Origin of the sequence: Pseudarthrobacter sp. SORGH_AS 212 (assembly GCF_030818145.1) — a bacterium.
Taxonomy (GTDB): Bacteria; Actinomycetota; Actinomycetes; order Actinomycetales; family Micrococcaceae; genus Arthrobacter.
In genome coordinates, this window is sequence record NZ_JAUTAA010000001.1 from 3,207,648 (window position 1) to 3,227,389 (window position 19,742).

The 19,742-nt window shown below is 67.2% G+C and carries 13 protein-coding genes; 6 read left to right on the forward strand and 7 right to left on the reverse strand.

The features are described 5' to 3' along the window. Positions 1-5: 5 nt before the first annotated feature. From QE394_RS14655 to QE394_RS14670, 4 genes are all read right to left on the reverse strand, one after another. On the reverse strand, positions 6-5,300 hold the full coding sequence (locus tag QE394_RS14655) for a peroxidase family protein (protein ID WP_349034929.1): 5,295 nt from the start codon (positions 5,298-5,300) through the stop codon (positions 6-8). Positions 5,301-5,402: 102 nt separating this feature from the next. Next, positions 5,403-5,933, reverse strand: a complete 531-nt coding sequence (locus tag QE394_RS14660) for a hypothetical protein (RefSeq protein ID WP_349034930.1) — start codon at positions 5,931-5,933, stop codon at positions 5,403-5,405. A 112-nt stretch (positions 5,934-6,045) separates the two neighbouring features. Continuing rightward, positions 6,046-6,744, reverse strand: a complete 699-nt coding sequence (locus QE394_RS14665; protein ID WP_349034931.1) for a response regulator transcription factor — start codon at positions 6,742-6,744, stop codon at positions 6,046-6,048. Then, positions 6,729-8,282: a HAMP domain-containing sensor histidine kinase gene (locus tag QE394_RS14670; protein ID WP_349034932.1), complete on the reverse strand. Its 1,554-nt coding sequence runs from the start codon at positions 8,280-8,282 to the stop codon at positions 6,729-6,731. The genes QE394_RS14665 and QE394_RS14670 overlap by 16 nt, the downstream gene beginning before the upstream one ends. Before the next feature lie 389 nt (positions 8,283-8,671). Here QE394_RS14670 and QE394_RS14675 point away from each other — a divergent pair, with 389 nt between their 5' ends. Both QE394_RS14675 and QE394_RS14680 read left to right on the forward strand, forming a co-directional pair. After that, positions 8,672-10,024, forward strand: coding sequence for a BTAD domain-containing putative transcriptional regulator (locus tag QE394_RS14675; protein ID WP_349034933.1), 1,353 nt, complete (start codon positions 8,672-8,674; stop codon positions 10,022-10,024). A gap of 15 nt (positions 10,025-10,039) precedes the next feature. After that, entirely contained in the window at positions 10,040-11,449 is a 1,410-nt protein-coding gene (locus tag QE394_RS14680) for a sensor histidine kinase (protein WP_349034934.1), read from the forward strand. A gap of 154 nt (positions 11,450-11,603) precedes the next feature. Here QE394_RS14680 and QE394_RS14685 read toward each other — a convergent pair whose 3' ends face one another. Beyond that, positions 11,604-13,886, reverse strand: coding sequence for a fibronectin type III domain-containing protein (locus QE394_RS14685; protein ID WP_349034935.1), 2,283 nt, complete (start codon positions 13,884-13,886; stop codon positions 11,604-11,606). A 189-nt stretch (positions 13,887-14,075) separates the two neighbouring features. Between QE394_RS14685 and QE394_RS14690 the strand changes: the two genes are divergently transcribed. The 4 genes from QE394_RS14690 to QE394_RS14705 all read left to right on the forward strand — a co-directional run bounded on the left by QE394_RS14690 (position 14,076) and on the right by QE394_RS14705 (position 17,482). Then, complete coding sequence (locus QE394_RS14690) at positions 14,076-14,588, forward strand: hypothetical protein (RefSeq protein ID WP_349034936.1); 513 nt, start codon at positions 14,076-14,078, stop codon at positions 14,586-14,588. 114 nt (positions 14,589-14,702) lie between these two features. Then, positions 14,703-16,313 carry a multicopper oxidase domain-containing protein gene (locus QE394_RS14695; RefSeq protein WP_349034937.1) on the forward strand — a complete coding sequence of 537 codons (1,611 nt, stop codon included), beginning with the start codon at positions 14,703-14,705 and terminating at the stop codon, positions 16,311-16,313. Beyond that, on the forward strand, positions 16,310-16,867 hold the full coding sequence (gene lepB / locus QE394_RS14700; RefSeq protein ID WP_349034938.1) for a signal peptidase I: 558 nt from the start codon (positions 16,310-16,312) through the stop codon (positions 16,865-16,867). Before QE394_RS14695 ends, lepB begins: the two co-directional genes overlap by 4 nt. A 147-nt stretch (positions 16,868-17,014) precedes the next feature. After that, on the forward strand, positions 17,015-17,482 hold the full coding sequence (locus tag QE394_RS14705; protein ID WP_349034939.1) for an Hpt domain-containing protein: 468 nt from the start codon (positions 17,015-17,017) through the stop codon (positions 17,480-17,482). On the opposite strand, the gene QE394_RS14710 is transcribed toward QE394_RS14705, so the two are convergent. Further along, positions 17,472-18,848, reverse strand: coding sequence for a potassium transporter TrkG (locus tag QE394_RS14710; protein ID WP_349035415.1), 1,377 nt, complete (start codon positions 18,846-18,848; stop codon positions 17,472-17,474). The genes QE394_RS14705 and QE394_RS14710 overlap by 11 nt on opposite strands. A 227-nt stretch (positions 18,849-19,075) precedes the next feature. Then, positions 19,076-19,720: a zinc ABC transporter ATP-binding protein AztA gene (gene aztA / locus QE394_RS14715; protein WP_349034940.1), complete on the reverse strand. Its 645-nt coding sequence runs from the start codon at positions 19,718-19,720 to the stop codon at positions 19,076-19,078. Positions 19,721-19,742 lie beyond the last annotated feature (22 nt).

The following is a 19,742-nucleotide window of genomic DNA, read 5'->3' on the forward strand; positions in this document are numbered from 1 at the left end:
CCGGCTCACGCCCTGTCGCCGGCCTTCGTGCCGCGGGCTGTCCCGCTGCCTGCAGTCCTGGCCTTGGAACGGGCGGAGTAGAACCGGAATGCCAGCAAGGCTGCGGCTGCCAGCAATCCGCCGATGACCAGGCCCAGGGTTGTGGCTCCTTCCCCGGTGGACAGATAGTGCCCCATGGCGGTCAGGAGGACGGGCGCGACGGCGGCCAGGCCACCGAGCGGCAGGGTACCGGTGACCGCTGGCTGCTGCTCCGTCACCGGCTCCGCGGGGACCGGTGCCACGGCGCTGCCGCCGGCCTGGCTGCGGAGTCCGGCGGCCGGGCCGGGGACAACCGGTGCGCTCAGTGCCGAGAACGACGGCTCGCTGTCGCCTGTGGTGGGGGCTACCTGGAACCGGTACTCCTCCCCGTTCTCCAGGCCCCGGACCACCACCCGGGACGTGCCGGGCTCGGCCATGATGATCTCGCCCACCTGGGTGCCCGTGGCATCAACTGTCCTGACGGCCACGCCGACTGGCGCGGGTACCGGGTTAGCCGGTGCCGGGTTGGCGGGTGCCGGGTTGGCGGGTGCCGGGTTGGCCGGTGGATCCGCGGGTGCCGGGTTGGCTGGCGGGTCCGCGGGTGCCGGGTTGGCGGGTGCCGGGTTGGCCGGTGGATCCGCGGGTGCCGGGTTGGCTGGCGGGTCCGCGGGTGCCGGGTTGGCGGGTGCCGGGTTGGCTGGCGGGTCCGCGGGTGCCGGGTTGGCTGGCGGGTCCGCGGGTGCCGGGTTGGCTGGCGGGTCCACCGGTGCCGGGTCCAGGGGTGCGGGGTCAACAGGCGGAGTGCCGGGATCCGTCGCGGGGTCGGTAACGGGATCGATGACGACCACCACCTCGCCGTCGCCCGGGACGACCTCGCCGATGCCGTCACCTGCGCCCTCGTCGCCTTCGACGGGCTCGTCCTCCGGCGGTTCGGTAACGCCGTCGTCCGCGCCGTTTCCGCCGGTGCCGGTCCCATTGCCGAAGACGAGCAGTTCGACGTTACGCAGGGTGTCCGTGCCGTCACGGCCGCCGTTGTGCTGGACGGTGGTGACGGAGCCGGGGGAGCCAAGCGTGCCGTCGCCGCCGGTGGTGGTGACGGTGTAGTTGAACTCGAGGTCCGAGAACAGTGCGGTGTCGGTGCCCTCGGCCGAGTTGAGGATCTCCCGCACCGCCACGACGTCCGCCGGGTCAATGCTGCCGGCGAAGACTGCCTGCTGGAGCGTCGGACCGGTCAGCGTGCCGTCCGCGGCACGCTGGAACTGGGCCGTCATGGACGTGGCGCTGCCCACCTCGGTGGCCGGGTCTGCGGGATCCGTGCGGACGCTGAGCCGGACGCTGAGGTACCGGTCGCCGTCGATGATGTCATTCCCGCCGCGGCCTTCGATGGTGTCGTCGCCGCCGCCGCCAAGGAGGATGTTGCCCTCGCCCCACACCTGGGATCCGGTGAGGACAGGACATTCCTTCGAGGCCGAAGCGTTGATGACGTCCTCCACCGGCGTCGGCAGGGAAGGAATCAGCTGGTCGAGTCCCAGGATCCGGTCGATCCCGGCCTGGTCCAGGACGTCACAGCCGATGAAACCGCCGCCGCCCACCGTACGGGGGGTAAGGTCGTCGCCACGAAGGGTGTCGGCGAAGGGACCTCCGGAGAGTGCCTCCACCTCGTTGTACCGGTCCCGGACGCCCACCTGCAGGATGTCCAGCGGTGCGATGGGGAGGTTCAGGTCGGCGTCCTGGGGCTGGGGATCGTAGGCGCCGATCTCCCAGTCGAAGCCTGACGCCCCGGCCACCTTCTCGATGCCCGGCCCGGCCAGGCCGATGTCGTCGCCGCCTTCCATGTCGTAGTCGTCATCGCCGCCCTGGCCGATGAGGATGTCGTGGCCGGGCTTCTGGGAATCGTCGAGGAAGAACAGGTTGCTGGAGTCGCCGATCAGCAGGTCGGGGCTGTCGCCGCCCTCGGCCCAATCGTCCCCGCCGCCGCCGAAGACGCCGTCCAGGCCTTCGCCGGCGATCACGAAGTCGTCGCCTTCGCCGGCGAAGGTTTCGTTCGAGTTCGCCCCGCCGTTGATGAAGTCCTTGCCGTCCCCGCCGAGCATCAGATCCAGGCCCGGGCCGCCGTCGAGCGCGTCATTGCCCGGGCCGCCCTTGAGGATGTCGTCGCCGGCTAGATCGGTGACGACGTCGTTGTCCTCGCCGCCGAGGACCGTGTCGGCGCCGTCGCCGCCTTCAATGACGTCGTTGCCCCGGCCGCCCCAGAAGGTGTCGTTGTCCAAGCCGCCGTGGACGCGGTCGGCGCGGTCCGTGCCGTTGTACACGGCCTGGCCGTTGATTCCCACGGGGTCCACGGAGTTCGAGGCCCGGTATTTGATGGTGCCGTCCGGCATCCGGAGCAGCAGTGCGGTTTCGCTGCACTCGGTTCCGGCATCGTCCGCCACGGTGTTGCCGGAGTGGGCAAACCCTTCGGCGGTTCCCGCCAGGTTCTTCAGCTCAAATTTGCAGTCGGCGGTGGCGAACGCGTCAGCCTTCAGGGCCTTCGCATTCGTGTTGCGCATGATCAGCTCCGCGAAGGAGTTTCCTTCAAGCTGCGCCATCAGGTTCATCCCGGGGGTGCGCGCCAGGTAGTAGAGCCGGTCACCGTTCTGCAGATCCGTCATCTGGCTTTCGAAGACGTAGTTGAAGGTGCTGCCCAGCAGGCCCCCGAACAGGTTGGTCCGTTCGGCGAGGCCGCCCATCCAGAGGTCGATGCCGTCCAGGCCGGTGGTCGATGCGGTGCCGTCGTTGGCCCACGCATCGGTGCTGTTCATGAACGCCACGGCATCGTCCGGCGCCACCTCCCCGGCCAGGGCGTCCGGGCTGACAATCAGCCGGGCAGCTTTCCGCTTGGCCTCCAGGGTGGTGGCGGAAACGATGGAGGGGTGGGTGCCGTAGGCGGCGATGAAGTTGATCAGCGACGCGGGGTGCTTGATGTTCTCCCCGAAATCGATCCAGTTGGCGTACGGCTTGAGCTGGCTGTCATTGGTGGCGCCGTGGAGCTGCCGGCGGAAGACGTTCAGCGAAGGGATACCCTCGGACCGGCCGCGGGCAAGGTTGATGGCAGCCAGGTCCATCGGCAGGCCCAGCAGCTTGCTGCGCAGGGTGTCCGTGACGAACTCATCAAGTTCGGCGCCCACCTGGTCCGACATCCCCATGACGATGCTGCCCGCGGCTTCCTCGGAGGTCAGCGGCCCCGCCGGGCCGCCGTCGGTGTAGGCGGGCGGGTTCAGGAATCCTCCCAGGAGCGGCAGGTCATTCTGCGAACCCGGCACGTCGTCCTGGTTGCCCCAGACGCCGTCGGGTCCGGGGCTGTCCTCGTTGCGCCGCGAGATGGTCTCGGTGAGCATCGAGTGCCCAAAACGGTAGACCGAGTGGGCGAACTCCGCGTTGATGGCCGGATTGACGTCGGTCTGGGAGAACGCGAAGGGTTCGAAGATGTTCAGCGCCGGCTGGATCTTCCTGGCAAATTCCTCGAAGACGAGGTGCTGGTACTCCATTTCCGCGATGAAGCGTGCGGCCTGGAAGAGGCGCTCGCCGTTCCAGCCGCCAGCGCCCGCCGTCGCCTGCCATTCGGTGAGGGCAGCAGCACCCCGGGTGGACTTGTCCGTGGTGAGGACGTTCTTGATGTCCCCCACCAGGCGGTCGTGCTCGGAGTGGAAGACCTGGTGGATTGCCGTGAGCCCGATGTTCTCGTTGACCCGTCCGTCGCCGGCGATGAAGTGCGCGTTGAGCATCTCGTCGTCGTACGTCCCGGGAGCCTGGGCCGCGAAGTCTGCGGATGCCGTGTTGTCCGCGTCCGGGGCAGGTGCGGCCGGCGGTGTTGCCGGGTTGTGGTCGGTGTCCTGGGGCGAAGGATCTGCGTTGTGGGCGATGTCCGTCAGGAACGGTGTGTTGAAGTACAGCACATCCTGGGGCACCAGCGTTCCGTTGCCGCCGTTCGCGGACCGGTCCGCCTCCACCAGCCCGGACCGGGTGACGAACTGCGGAAGCCCGTCTTTGGGGCCTGGGATGAACTTGCCGTAGGCGTCGGCCGCCAGCAGGGGAACGTTGAGGGCGTCCTTGTCCAAGAGCTGGATGCCGAGCATCTCCCGGGCCTGCTTCTTGGTGTCGGCCCAGGAGGCCATGCCACCGGCCGCCGCCGTGCCCGCCGGGCCGCCCAGCAGGCCGCCGGTGGATACCGGACGGCCCTCGGAGTTGTTCGTGTATTCGCGCAGGAAGACCTGGTGCGAGGAGTGGGAGGCGTAAGTCTGGCTCTGGTCCACCCAGGGCGAGTTGGTGTTCAGCGCGTCCTGGACGTCGTCGGCGGTGCCCGGGATGCCGTCTTCGCCGGGCTGGTTCTGCCCGCGGGTGAGGACCATGAAGCGCAGGTGGGGATCGAGGTCGTCCGCTGTGCCGAAGGCGTGGTCCGGCCCAGCGATGAGCGGATCGTCGGCCTTGAGCGGCACATACACGGTTCCGCCGCCCTTGACGGTCTGGTCGATGCCGTGGTCGAAGAACTGGCCAAACAAGGTGAAGAGCGAGTTGTAGGGCGGTGACAGGCCGACGTCGGTAGTGACGTTGGGGATGTCCAGCGTGTTGTGCGAGGGGACGCAGCCTTCGGGCGCCGCCGCGACCGGGGGAACGGCCTCAGGGTTCGGATCAGTGGTGCAGGGCACCACGCCCGTGTTGCCCTGGGAGCGCGCGGGGAAGCCGGCGGCAGCCACCGCGGCCGGGTTGGCGGACGTCTGGTCCGCGATCAGGTTGCTGATGGTCCGGGGCCGGGAATCGAAGACACTCCCCGATTTCTGCGTGTAGCTTGTGGCCACCGGCGGCCCACCGAAGGAGCCGCTCTCGGCGGGTCCGAAGGACTTGGGTGCCAGCCGCGGGAACACCTGGTCCGAGGCGCCGTAGGTGTCCTGGCCCGGCTGCAGGTTGTTGCAGCTGCCGTCCACGGTCCGCAGGCCGTGGGACAGCAGGGGGCTGGCCAGCTGGTTGGGTCCGGTGCCGATCAGCGCCCCGCACGGGCCTGTGGCGGACGTCGTGTTCGCCACGTGCGCTTCGGCGATCTTGATCTGCTTGAGGATGTAGGACAGGTCGGCCGGGGTGACAGTGAACCCCGAGCCGACCGGGGCCTGGACGGCCTGGGCTGCCAGCGGAGGCAGGCCCATGGACGCCACCAGCGCCAGCGCCCCTGATGCGGCAAAGGCACGCAGCCCTGCTCCGGTGGTGGTGCGGTTTCGTTTGCGCGCTGAAACGCGACGTACTTTCCCCATGCCTTGACTGCTCCCCAGTAGCGCCGGCTTCCCAGTTGAGCCGGCTACGCAAGGCCATGGTGGAGGACCGTTCTAGGGAAAAGCTTGTGATTCCAGGGGACGCTAGCGGAGCCCGCCCTTATCGTCCTTCGAATCGTGGCCCTTGCCGTCGTCGGAAGCGTCCCGTTCGCGGAGTCCGCCCTTGTCATCGTTGGCGTCGTGGGCGGCGCCGTCGTCGGAAACGCCCGGTGCGCGGAGTCCGCCCTTGTCGTCGTTGAGGTCGTGGGTGGGGCCGTCATCGGAGACTCCCGGTGCACGGAGTCCGCCCTTGTCATCCACCGGCCCGGGGGCGTGCGTGACCTGGACCGGAGGCAGGGTTACCGGTTCGGCCGGAACGATCCGGGTCTCCGGCGTGTGCTCAGGTACCGCCGTGATGCTGGCGGTCGGGGTGGGATCGGCAGTGGCGAGGGCCGACGGCGAATCGTCGGGCTTGGGCGAGTCTTCGAAGGTAGCCGGCTTGCTGCCGGAATCAACGTTGGAAACCACGACGCCGGGGGAGACGGCCGGAGGCGGGCCGGCATTCGCCTGGGCCCAGACGGTCAGGCTGGCAGCGCCGAGGACGGCGGCGAGTGGGAGGTACCACAGCTTGGACATTGGTCTTCCTTTCATTTGCTGGTTCCACCACTCTTCCTCGCCGCTGTGAAAGGGAAATGAATCTTCCATGAGAGACCTCTCATCCATGGTTCAGGGTTGTGATTCAGGGTGTTCATAGGGCCGGTTCAGGGCTCGCGGGGCCTGCCATGACAGGGGTGAAGCGGTAGCCGGCTCCCCGGACGGACTGGAAGTGCTCCGGCCCCAGCTTGGTGCGGAGGTACCCGACGTAGACGTCCACCACGTTCGAGGACCCGTCGAAGTCGTAGCCCCAGACCCGGCTGAGCAGCTGTTCCCGGCTCAGCAGCTTGCCGGCGTTCTCCACGAACACGCGTGCCATGGCGAACTCGCGGGCGGACAGCGACACTGTCCGGCCACGGACGTTGGCGCAACGCAGGTCCACATCCAGGCTGACGTCGCCGCTGGCGGGGGCCGCGGACGCCGGCATTGCCGGAGCGTCCCGCAGCCTGAGCCGGATGCGCGAGAGCAGCTCCTCGAAACGGAACGGCTTGCTCATGTAATCGTCCGCGCCGCCGTCGAGCGCTGCCAGCGTATCCGGAAGCGAATCCCGTGCCGTCAGCACGATGACCGGAACGGTGCAGTTCATGGCGCGCAGGGCCGAGAGCACGCCGAAGCCGTCCATCCGCGGCATCCCGATGTCCAGGATCAGCAGGTCGAACTCCCCGGAACTGCCGTAGTCCAGCGCCCGGACGCCGTCCTCCACGGAAGACGTGGTGTAGCCGGCCGCCGTGAGGCCCTTGGCGATGAAGGCGGCGATCCGTGGCTCGTCGTCGGCGATCAGAATGCGAGCCACGATGTTCCTGACGGAAGGGCGAGGACAAACCTGCTGCCCACGTTGACCCGTGATGAGAGCCGTACGGAGCCGCCATGCGCTTCGGCGATCGCTTTGACGATGGGAAGGCCCAGTCCCGAGCCCTCGGCGCCCCTGGAGACGTTGGCCCGGGCGAACCGGTCGAAGATCCGCTCCTGGTCCGCGGCGCTGATGCCGCACCCCGTGTCGGCAACCCAGATATCAATCGTGGGTTCGTGGGGCTTTTCGGTGGAAGCCCTGTCCCCGGCAGCGACCCATGCTGCACCGATGGAGATGATGTCCCCGGGCTCCGTGGAGTGCACGGCATTGGCCGCCAGCTGTTCAACGGCCTGGGTGAGGCGGTTGCGGTCTGCCCGGAACCAGCCGCCGGGCAGCTGTTCAATCTGCCAGTGCCGGTCTCCCAGGACGCGGATCCGCTCCATGGCGGCTTCGAGGAAGGAGTCGGTATCGATCCAGTCGGGCCGGACAAAGTCGGGCCGGCCGCTCCTGGCCAGCACCAGGAGCTCGTTCACCAGGGACTGCATCCGGTCCACCTCCTCCAGGAGCAGCGCCCGGGTTTCAGCGACGTCCATGGCATCTGCAGGCTGCAGCAGCTGCAGGTGGCCGCCGATGATGGTCAGTGGCGTCCTCAGTTCGTGGCTGGCGTCATCCACGAACTGCCGCTGGTCCTCGATGCCCACTTCCAGCCGGTCCAGCATGCGGTTGAAGTCGGTTGCCAGCTGCGAGACGTCATCGTCGCCGGGCGGGACCGGGACGCGGCTGCTCACGTCCTCGAAGGTGGTGGTTTCGGTGGCCTGGCGCAGCCGCCGGATGGGGACGAACAGGCGTCCGGTCACGGCATACCCCACTGCGCCGGCCAGCAGCAGGGTGGCCAGCGAGACCGCGGCAAAGGTTCCGAAGGACGCCACCATCTGCTCCCGCTGCTGCCCGATCTCGTTCCCCGCCACCAGCACGCCCTTCGGGGAGTCGCCGCCCAGTGAAACAGGAGTAATGGCCAGGCGCACCATGTGGCCGTCCAGGATGACGTCCCGCAGGGCCGTGTTGCCGTCCAGGGGTACGGCGAGAGCTGTTTCGAGCACCTGCGCCTGGCCGAGGTTGCGTGCCTGGGCTCCGGCGGGCAGGAACGTGTCCCCTCCCGCCACGGTGGCCATCACGGACTCGTACCTGCCCAGGGTGCCGCCGCGCAGGAAGACGGTGAACAGGTCATCGAGCGTCGGGTAGGGCGTGCCGTCGGGAAGGCCCTGGTCCACGATGTCCTGGAGGCGTGCCGACTGGTGCAGGAGGTCTTCGCTGACCCGGCTGTTGAGGTCCCGCAGGTCCAACGCAAGGGTGGTGGTGCCGGCAACGAACAGTCCCGCCGCGAGGAACGCCAGAACTGTGGCGAGGACCCGGACCCGGACGGTCCGCAGGCCCGCCCGGACGCTCCGAAGTGCTGCCGGGATGGCCCGCCACCAGCGGACCAGCGAACTTGCCCCCCACCTGTCGGAAGGGGCAGAGGCGGGGGTGCTACGCAGGTTCATGGGCGTCTCCAATCCTTTTCCGGCCGGCGTATGGGGAGGGCGGGTTTGTCATACCGCGCTGTCTTGCCGTCTTCCTGCCAAATTAGGGGGACCCGCTTGGGGATTCCTTTGACAGCGGCGGCACGTATGTCCGGGTGACCACCTAGGGTTTTCCCAACGTTCGCAGTGCCGACGCCGCACCGCTTTGACCTGCGGAAACGCGGTCCAGGCCGTCCCCGCAACCTGTTGCGGTACCGGCTGGCAGGGCGCTGGCGCCAAGTACCCGCTGGAAGCTGCCCAAGTAGTCGGCCGGAAAGCCCGAAAACTGATGCGAGTACCTACTACTGTTGTCTGACTTTTGCCTGGGAACTGGAATTAGCGCAGAAGGTTCGATCACTTAGGGGGAATTCATGGTGGTTACGTTGGAAAAGAATGCAGGGCTGCTGGGCCAGGAATCCGGAGCGCCGTCGACGACGCCGGCGCTCCGAATCTCGGTTCTTGGCCCCCTGGCCATCCAGCGCGGGAACGTGGAACTCCGAGCCAACGACCTTGGCGGTCCCAAACCCCGCCAGGTCCTCGAGATCCTCCTCCTGAATCTCGGCTCGGCGGTCTCCAAGACCCGCATCATGGACCTGCTCTGGGGCGACAACCATCCCGCCGTTGCCCTTCCCACCTTGGAAAGCTATGTCAGCGTCCTGCGCCGGAACCTGCAGCCCGGTTCCGGCCGGACGGGACCCCTGCGGACAGTCACCGGGGGTTATGCGATGGACCGTTCCCTGGTGGAACTGGACCTGGACCGTTTCAATTGCCTGATCAAGCAAGCCAGCCACGCCGCCCCGGCAGCGGCGCTGGCACTGCTCAGTGAAGCCCTTGAGCTCGGTTCCGCCCCGCTCCTGGGGGATGAGCTCCTCCCTGCCTGGGCGGAGGAGGAGCGGGCGCTGCACACGGCACGCGTTGCACTGGCCCGGGTCCAGGCTGCAGAATGCGCCCTGGCTGTGGGGGAAGCAGACAAGGCCGTTGCGTGGGGCCTTGCCGCCACGAACGAAGATCCCCTCAACGAACGGGGATGGAACGTCCTGGTCATGGGGCTTGAACGGAACGGTCAGGACAACGAAGCCCTGCGTGCCTTCGAACGCTGCCGCAGGATCATGGACTCCGAGCTGGGATGCACGCCGTCTCCCGCCCTGAGGCAGGCACAGGCCCGGCTCCTGGAGCGGACGGCTACACCTGCCGCAGCTCCAAAGACCAGCGCCGCTGTCCGCCCGGTGCGTGATGTTCATCCGGTGGCTGCACCCACAGCCGGGCCGGAAGCAGCGGTTGCTGACCGGTTGCGCATCCTGATCGTTGACGACCACACCATCTTCTCCGACCTGCTGGCCGGTGCGCTGGACCGGGAACCGGACCTCAAAAGCCTGGGCGCCGCCAAGTCCGTGGACTCGGCGGTGACTATGTTCCGGGAACTGCGTCCCGACGTCGTGATCATGGACCTGCACCTCGCCGACGGTTCCGGACTGCACGCGGCCGAACGCATCCTCTCCGAAGCCCCGCAAACCCGGGTGGTCATGCTGACCGGCAACCCCTCACAGGAGGCCCTGCGGGAGGCTGCGCGCATGGGGATCTGCGGGTTCCTGCCGAAGGACGGCGCTTTGGGCGTCATCCTCGACGCGCTGCGGCACGCCTGCCCGGGCAACATGATCGTTCATCCATCCCTGGTGGCGCGGCTGGGGACAGGGCCGGGATCCGCGCCGCAATCTGCCGCCTGACCCAGGCCACTGACAGTGAACGCACTTCGCCGCAGGACGCGCGGCAGTTCCGGTGCTGCACCGGAGGTCATCCAGCGGCGCGAGGTACGGATGGCTGTGACCCGGTTCCTCGCCGCAGGTTTCGCTGCACTGGTCCTGGTGGCCACGCCCGTGACTTTCTGGATCCGCGATGCTGCGGAACAGCACGCCCTTGCCAATGCCAGGGATTTCACCCAGCGCCTGGCCGACAACGTTGTTGGCCCACTTATTACCCCGCAGCTCCTGGCCCGGGAGCCCGCAGCCCTCGAGGAACTGGACCAGCGGGTGGCGTCGTGGCTGGCCAACGGAGGCGTCACCAGGATCAAGGTGTGGGATGAAAACGGCAGGGTGGTGTACTCGGACGTTCCGTCCCTGATCGGGCAGGACTTTGAGCAGGAGGAGTGGGCGCACCTCCTCCTTGCAGGCGGGCCGGCCACAGCCACTGTCGAGTCACAGACTGCTGAAGAAAACGAGTTTGAGGCCTCGTCCGGGGAACTGGTGGAGGTTTACGTCCGCTCCGCCGCCAAGGACGGGGCGCCGATGATCTTCGAAACGTATTCCTCAGGGGCGGCCGTGCGCGCGGAACAGCAGGCGGTCCTGCTCAGCATGATCCCGCCCGTGCTGTTGTCACTGGCGGTACTGCAACTGGTCCTGCTGATTCCGGCGGTCCGCCTGGCCAAGCGGATCCAGTTCCACCAGGCGCAGCGAAACGCCCTGCTGCGCTGCGCCATCGAGGCCTCCGACCAGGAACGGCGCCAGATCGCCAGCGAACTGCACGACGACGTCATCCAGAACCTGTCCGGGCTGGCCTATGCCCTGGAGTCAGAAGAGCGCCGCGGCCAGCCCGGCCAGCGGCAGGTATTCGCCGACGCGCGGACCATGCTCCAGGGCAACATCAGGGCCCTGCGCGCCATGACCAGCGAACTCTATCCGCCGGACCTCGAAGAATTGGGGCTGAAGGCGTCCATCTTGAGGCTGGAGGCACCCTTGGTGGAGCGCGGCATCGCCTTCACCGCCAGCATTCCGGAGCGGGTATCACTGGACCGGGACCGGGCGGTCCTGGCATACCGGGTGGCACGTGAAGCGCTGGTCAATGCCACCAAGCATTCCGGGGCCTCGGCCGTGGACATCCAGATCCGCCAATCCGGCGAGCTCACCCAGATCACTGTTTCGGATGACGGCCAGGGCTTCGATCCCTGCACCGCCTACCGGGAAGGCCACTTTGGCCTTCGAATCCTCAAGGACACTGTCCAGCAGGCCGGGGGAACCCTCCACATCCGTTCGGCCCCGGGCCAGGGAACGTTCGTTACGGCCACGTTCCGGACTGCCACTCCGGCGGTCCGGTGGGCCGGCCGGTACCCTTTCAGGTTCTACGGCAACCACGCCATGAAACCGGAAACCATCTAAGCCTTTCGCCGTTGGCAGCCGGGGGAGACCCCCGGCCGCCACAGATTCTGGACCACCTCAGATCCTGGAACGCTGCAGTCCCGTGCCACCACAAAGGTCCGGCGGCCCCCGCACTAAGCGGGAGCCGCCGGACCTTCGTTGGGCTAAGCCGGTGCTACTTGTTCACCACCGTGATGGGTCCTGCCGTGCCACCCAGTGACGACTCGATCCAGATGTTGCCGGGGTTGGTTGCCGGTGCGTTGCCGTCCCGCAGGCGGAGGCTGAAGACGCCGCCGGTTGCCGGTGCCGCCGCAGCCGTTACGGGTGCTGTTCCGATGATGGTGCCACCGGGGCCGCCGACGCGGATGGTAACCGTCCCGCCCACGGCACTGCTGGTGCCATCGACCCGGAAGTCCCGGCTCTTCCACTGCCCCTGGCTCGCGGTCACCCGGTCAGGAACCGGAGTCACGGTGACCACGTCGGTCTTGGTGACGCCGCCTGCCGTGACCTTCAGCTCGAACGTGAGCGGCTTGTTGGTCATGGGGTACTTGTAGACGGGAAGGTTGAACGTGGGCCGCAGCGTGGTGCTGCCGCTCAGCGTGACCCCGTCAGGATCCGTGGGGCTGGCCAGCACCTGCCGCCACTGGTAGATGGCGCCGGCGGTGGTGGAGCCTGTGCCGTCCAGGGTTACTGCCGTTGCCGTGGTCCGGCGGGCTACGTTCTGGTCGGGTCCGGCGTTGGCCACTACATCGCCCTGGACAGTAACGGGAGCGCTCATGGCGGATTCAGGGCTGTCACCGTTGCTGTTACCTGCCTTCACCGTGAAGCGATACTGCGTGTCCCCGGCGAGCCCGTCGTAGACGAGGCTGGTCACGTCACCGGCCACCTTCTTCGCTGAGCCGAATGCTGTGCCGTCTGCTGTGTAGGCCTGGACGGTGTAGCCGGTGATGGTCAGTCCTTCCGCACCGGGATTGGGTGCCGTCCAGGACACCGTGGCCGTGCCCTTGCCTGCCACCGGGGCTCCGGCGAAGGCGGGTGCGGCCGGTACGGGGTCGTTGGTGATGGTGAACTCGACCGTGGCCTTGTCCGAGACGTTCCCGGAGGGGTCGATGGCCGCGTAGGTGAACTTGCTGGTTGCAGCCACCGGGACCGGGGCCTTGTACAGGATGGCGCCCTCGGCGGCGACGCCGCCGCTGCCGATGGGGTCGGTCCCGTCCAGCGTGTAGTAGATGTCGCTGCCCTGTTCGCTGGCGGTCAGCGTCAGCTCCTGCGCCGTCGGGAAGGTTCCGCCGTTTGGTGAGGCGGTCACCGTTGGTGGTGCGGAGTCCGTCTCCGGGATGAACGGAACAGCAGGGAAGGTCTCGCCAGCGCTGCTCACGGAGACCACGTAGACGTCGTAGTCCTCGCCGGAGTTGAGGCCCTTGATGGTAGTGCCGGCGGCCTTCGGGTCGCTGATGCGCACCCCGGATTCGGCCTGTTCGCGGCCCGTGACGGTATGGCCGACGGCGGTGACGCGGTACCCGGTGATGGCGGGCGTGCCGGGGACTGCTTGGGCCGGGGTCCAGTTGACCTTCAGGTCGCCGCCCGCCTTGGCCACCTTCACGTTGGTGGGCCCGGCGGGACCGGACTGCAGGGGGCCGTTGGGGCAGCCGCCCATTCCGGGACCGCCCAGCTCACCGAATTCGGCGATGGTGAGGCCCTGGCGGTTCGCGTCCGCGTCCTCGACTTCCCACGCCATGGCGCGCTCGCCGGAGGCAGCGGCTGCGATCTCGGCGGTGGCGGCGTCGTTGAACACATAGGTGGCCGTGAACGTCCCGTCGGTGCCGAAGGCAAGGCTGGAGCTGTAACCGTCGTCGGCGGTGAGCGGCCCGGGGACAGCGCGGACATCGCGGCGGCCCACGCTGGTGTCCTTGAGCGCCGGCTCCACGATCCGCTGTTCCATCTGGGCGGGGTTGACGCCGGCTCCTGCATGGCCCTTGACGGTCAGCGTCGTGCCGGACAGGGAAGAGTGCTCGGTGACGTAGGCGTCCTGGACCGTGGTGGCTCCTGCCTCGGCGCCGTTGAATTTGATGGAGACGACGTCGCCGGGCCGGATATCGGGGGTGACGTTCAGGCCGGTGCCGGCGCCCCAGCAGTATCCTCCGGGGTGGTTGATTTCGAACGCCACGTCCCCGGCGGTGACCACTCCCTGGGCCGACCCCACGACTCCGGCTCCCTTCCGGGTGACTTCCACCAGCGCGGTCTGGCCCACGCGGTCCTGGTAGCCCTCGATGGTGATGAAGTCCCGGTCCGGGAAAACCACCAGGTTATCCGGAAAGCTGGGGACGGCCGCATTGGCGGACGGGATGGCCAACAGGGAAGTGGCGCAGAGTACGGCGGATACGCCGGCAATGGTGCCGGCCCTGCCGTAACTGACGCGGAACCGCGGCCCTCCCGGTTCGTGCTGTGGTGATTTCATGAGAACCTCACTGATCCTGGGTGCTTGCGCAAGGTGTTCGCGCATGCCCTGACGGTAGGAACGAGACCTTGCGGAAACGCTGGCTTCCCGGCCCGTTATGGAAGGTCATGCCTGGCGACGCGCCGTCCGGCCGCAGGTCCTCGCCGGACTCCAAGGCTTTCCCTAGAAGGCCGGGCAACACTGTCCGGCATGGCATCAACAGCAACCATCAGGCGCATCAGGGTCCTTGTCCCGCTCATCCTCCTCACACTGGTGGGGACCCTCGTGGCGGGCATCGTGACTGCTGCACCGCGGACACCGCCGGCAATGCTGGGTGCCTCAGGAAGCCTCGACGGCGGGCTGGGACGAATCAATGGGGTCATACCCCTCGAAGCCGACGGCTGGACGCCCCCATCAGCCCCGGCAACACTCGCCAGCCCGCCGGACGGGGAAATGCACCGCGTCCGCATCCTCGTGGAACTGACAGCCATGGAGAAGGACGGCATTTCCTTCGACCCGTCCCGGTACGCCGTCTCGGCCCTGGGCACGGGCAGCTGGAAACCGATCTGGGCAACGCCCGGCCCGGCCCTTGTCCGGCAGGGAGAAAGCATCAACGCCACGCTGGTGTTCGAGCTCCCCGACCGCGCCATCGACCTGACCTTGGAGTTGCCCGGCGGCCCGGGACTGTCCCTTGGAGCAGGGCACCACCGGGGCGCCAAGTGAACCGCCCCGTCAACTCCGGGACTTCCATGAATTTTCCAAGAACCAGGCAACCAGGGCAGGGAATCCCCAAGCTGGCCCCTGCACAGTCTGGGTATTGAGCAAAGGAGACACCCAATGTCCATTTCACGCCGCCAGGTCCTGTTGATCGGAGGACTGGGAGTCCTTGGAGCGGGAGCCGCCATGCTGCCTACGGGTTCGGTTGAAGCGAAGTCCGCCAGCCGGCTCAGTGACAGGGAGATGCCCCGTCCGTTCCAGTCCACCTTTGTCCAGGCACCGTTCCTGGCGCCCTACGCCACCGGCATCGACCCCGCTGACGGTCTGCCGGTCAACTACTACAAGGTGACCGAGATGGCGGCCACAGCCAACATCCTGCCGCGCCTCACCACGCCGATCCTGGGCTACAACGGAATCTTTCCCGGGCCCACCATCAGCCTGGACCAGGGGACGAAGGCCGTGCTGCGGGTCCGCAACCAGCTCCCGGCCCAGCACGCGCTCGACGGGCATGCCCTGTCCACATCCACCCACCTGCATGGCTCGGCGTCGCTGCCGCAGTATGACGGCTACGCCTCAGACGTCACGCACCCGGGCTTCTACAAGGACTACCACTACCCCAACTTCCAGCCGGCACGCACCCTCTGGTACCACGACCACGGCGTCCACTACACCGCACTGAACGCCTACTCGGGCCTCGCTGCGCAGTACCACATGCACGATCCGATCGAACGCCAGCTGCTCCCGCAAGGCCGCTACGACGTGGCGCTGACCGTCAACGATGTCATGTTCGCCTCCAACGGGGCCCTGGGCTACGACGACAACACACATTCGGGCCTGTGGGGGGACGTGATCCTGGTTAACGGGAAGCCCTGGCCGGTGATGAAGGTCCAGAAGCGCGTCTACCGGTTCAGGATCCTCAACGCCTCCATCTCACGTTCCCTCCGACCCACCCTCAGCACCGGCGATCCGCTGGTGGTTGTTGGAACCGACGGAGGCCTGGTGCCCCTGGCGCAAAGCGTGACCAGCTACCGGCACGGCGGGGCGGAGCGCTACGAGGTGCTGATCGACTTCCGGAAGTACAAGACCGGGCAGCGGATCGAGCTCCGGAACCTGTCCAACAAGAACAACGTGGACTACGACTACACCAACAAGATCATGGCCTTCGATGTCACCGACGAGCCCGTGGACACCACGGATCCCACCTGGAACCGGATTCCCACCACCCTGGCAGGGAGCGAAGCGATGTCGCTGAAGGCGAGCCAGTCGGTGAAGACCAGGTCGTTCCGGGTCAAGCGGAACGACGCCACCAACATGTGGACCATCAACGATGACAGCTGGCAGGACGTCATTGCCAGCGGCTACAAGAAGGTGGCCGCGGATCCGGCGCTGAACTCGGTGGAGATCTGGGAGATCGAAAACAAATCGGGTGGCTGGTTCCATCCGGTCCACATCCACCTGGTGGACTTCCAGATCCTCAGCCGCAATGGCCAGGCGCCCATGCTGCACGAACGCGGCCCGAAGGACGTGGTCTACGTGGGTGAGGACGAAAAGGTCCGGCTGCTTATGAAGTTCACCCCCCAGCAGGGCCTCTACATGATGCACTGCCACAACCTGCCCCATGAGGACCACGACATGATGGTCCAGTTCCGGGTAGGCCTCAAGGAGTCGGATGTGGACGTCAACGATCCCATGACCGCCGCAAAAGCCGAGTGGGACGACGAAAAGGATTGACCACACAACGTACGACGACGGGCGGCGGCGGGGGCGAAAACCCCGGCGGCCGCCCGTCGTCGCGTCAGCAGGGGACAGACCGGCGCGTTCCGCGCCGCCTCATCCTGGCGCTGGTACCGGCGCTGGCACTGCTCGGCGCCCGGGCCTGGCTCGTGGAGCCCTTCACGGTTTCATCGGACAGCATGGAACCCACCATCGCCCAGGGTTCGGTGGTGCTGATGTACAAGCCGGCGGCGTCAGGCACGGTGGGCCGCGGCGTGGTGGTGGCTTTCACCAACCCGGAGGACGGCCATGTGGCCATCAAGCGGGTCATTGCCGTGGCGGGTCAAAGCGTGGCCATCCGGGACGCCGAACTCTTTGTGGACGGCTTGCACGTTGACGAACCGTTCGTCGACCACAGCCGCATTGACGCCACCTACTTTGGCCCCGTAACGGTTCCTGCCGGCAGCATTTTCGTGCTGGGCGACAACAGGGGCGTGTCCATTGATTCCCGGGACTACGGCGCAGTGCCGCTCACCGCCGTCCAGGGAACCCTGCTGACCGGCCGGACATAGCAGCTCCCGCCCAAGGGGCCGGCACCTTGGAGGAACCTTTGGCCTCCTTGAAGCTCACCGGACGGGCCGTTCCGCCGCCAAGCTAACCCCAATCAGCAGTGGTTAGCCTGCTGGAAAGTGGTGGCACCGCAGCCCGGAAGGACGGACATGAGAATCCCCGCAACCCCTGAGCCTCCTGTCGTGGACAAGGCATTCCTCCTTGAACTGGGGCTGGAGCGTGAGCAGGGCGACGGCTGCCGGCAGGTCTTCGTGGCCGACTTCATTGCGGGCCTGCCGCGCAGGGTGGATCGGCTCCGGCTCGCCCTGTCCACTGCAGACCCGGCTGGCGCCCTTGAGGCGGCCGGGGCGTTGAAGGTCGCCAGCCAGATGGTGGGCGCGGAGCGTTTGGCGGGCCTGATGCTTGACCTGGAGGAGGAGCTCCGGGGACCTGCTTACGAGGCGGAAACCATCAGGCTGCCCAAGCTGGCCGTGGATTTCTACACGCCGGTCACCCGGTGCGCGATGCGGACCATCGACCATCTGCAGGCTGCCCCCTTCGCCACCGTGTCCAAGCAGCCCCCCGGACCGCACTTCGACGTTCCGCCGGGCGTGCGGCACTTGTCCGTCAGCCGATGATGGGCCGCTCCTCGGGCAGCCGAAAAAGCCGCGGACGGGCGGAGAGCGCCAGCGCGGACGCGACCGTAACGGTGCCGATGCGCCCGGTAAACATGAGCACCATGAGGACCCACTGCGCTGTGGGCGGCAGGGTAGGTGTGATGCCCGTGCTCATGCCCACTGTGCCGAACGCCGAAATGGATTCGAACAGCACCCTCTCCAGGCTGTGGTCTGTGAGCATCAGCAGCATCATGGTGCCCCCGATGACCGCCGCGATGCCCAGCAGGGCAACCGAGAGGGCCTGGCGTTGCGAAGAGGAGCTGATGGACCGGTGCGCGATGGTGACCGTGTCCCGGCCCCGGACTTCGTTCCAGATGGCAAACCCGAGGACAAGGAACGTGGTGATTTTGATGCCGCCCGCCGTTCCTGCGCTGCCTCCGCCAATGAACATCAGGATGTTGGTGACCATCAGAGTCTCCGGGGACGCGGCGCCGTAATCGATGCTGTTGAAACCCGCGGTGCGTGGAAAGACGCTGCCGGCAAAGGATCCGACGAGTTTGCCGGTGAGCGAGAGATTGCCAAGGGTTTCGCCCCGGTTCCATTCGAAAGCTGCAAACAGCGCCATGCCTATTGCCAGCAGGAACAGCGTGCCGTAGACGGTCAACCGCAGGTGCACTGTCCAGTTCTTGGGATGCACCCCACCCCTGGAGAGCTGGATGATGACCGGGAATCCGAGCCCTCCGGCGATGATGGCAAGACAGATGGGGACGATGACCCATGGGTCTTCCGCGAAGCCTATGAGGTTGTTGCTGTAAAGGGCGAATCCCGCGTTGTTGAATGCCGATACCGCGTGGAAGATGCCATGCCAGGCAGCGGCTACTGGGTCTTTGTCGTAGCTGATCCAGAAGTGCACCGTCAGCACGAGGGCTGTGAAACCTTCGAAGAAGAGCATGATCCGTGCCACCCGGAGAAGGACGGAGCGGACGTCGCCCAGGTTCAATGTGTGTGTTTCGGACTGGGCCACGAGTTGGCCACGCAGCCCAATGCTCTTCCGTACCAAAAGCGCCAGCAGGGTGGCTAGGGTCATGATGCCGAAGCCGCCCACCTGGATCAGGCACAGGATGACCGCCTGGCCGAACGGTGTCCAGTACGTGGCCGTGTCCACCGTTGCCAGGCCAGTCACGCACACGGCGGACACCGAGGTGAAGGCTGCCGCCATGAAGACGTCGGGGTCATTTCCGATGCGGGATGAGGGCAGCATCAGCAACCCAGCCCCTGCGATGATGACCGCCAGGAACGCCAAAGGAAGCGAGCGGACCGGGTGCGAGAGGACGCGCCGGAGCGCGCTTTCCCTCCGGCTTGGGCCGTCCCCGCCCCGTGCAGCCATGCTGAAGACGTCCCGCGCCCGCCCGGAGCGGGTCCGGGCACCCTGACTGCCGGGCCGGGGACCGAGCCTGCCGGGCCCACTCGCGGCCGGCCGGCCCTCGACTTTCCTGCTCATCCTGGTGTGGTCTCCGGACGCCCGTTACGGGCAGGGTTGCGGCTGCTGACCACCGGAGCCTAGCACCGGGTCTCGCGTCCCCGTTTGGCCATCCGGCGGATCTTGACGCTTTCTTAACGCCTGGCCAAACGGCCGCCGCCTTCTGAAACGCGCCCGGACTCAAATGTGACCACGCGGTCGGCCCGGCCGATGTCCGCCGCGTCATGGCTGGCCTCCAGGACCGTGGTGCCGCGCCGCAGCTCATCGCCGACGGCGGCCCTGATCAGCCGGTGCGCTTCGGCATCCAGTCCCGCCGTGGGTTCATCGAGCAGGAGGATGGGGGATTGCTGCGCCAGCCCTTGGGCAATCAGCGTGCGCTGCCGCTGTCCGCCGGAAAGCTCGCGCAACTGCCGTCCGGCAAGCTCCGTGATCCCCATCCGCTCCATGCTGTCCATCACCACCTGGCGGTCCGCGGCCCGGAGCGGGCGTCCCCGGCGGTGCGGCCAACGGCCCATTTCCACCGCCTGGCGCACCGTGCAGGGCATGGTGTCCGGGGCCTCGATGTGCTGGATGACGTAGGCGGGCCGGGCCTGGGTGGTGACGGTGCCGCTGTCCGGAGCCAGGATCCCGGCAGCCATGGCCAGCACCGTGGACTTTCCGGAGCCATTGCGCCCGGTCAGGACGGCATGTGTCCCCGGCGCGAACGCCAGGCAGACACCCGACACCACCGGCCGGTCCGGATAGGCGTACCCCACGTCGCTGAACCTGATGGCATCCATACTGCTCCTTTATTGATAATGA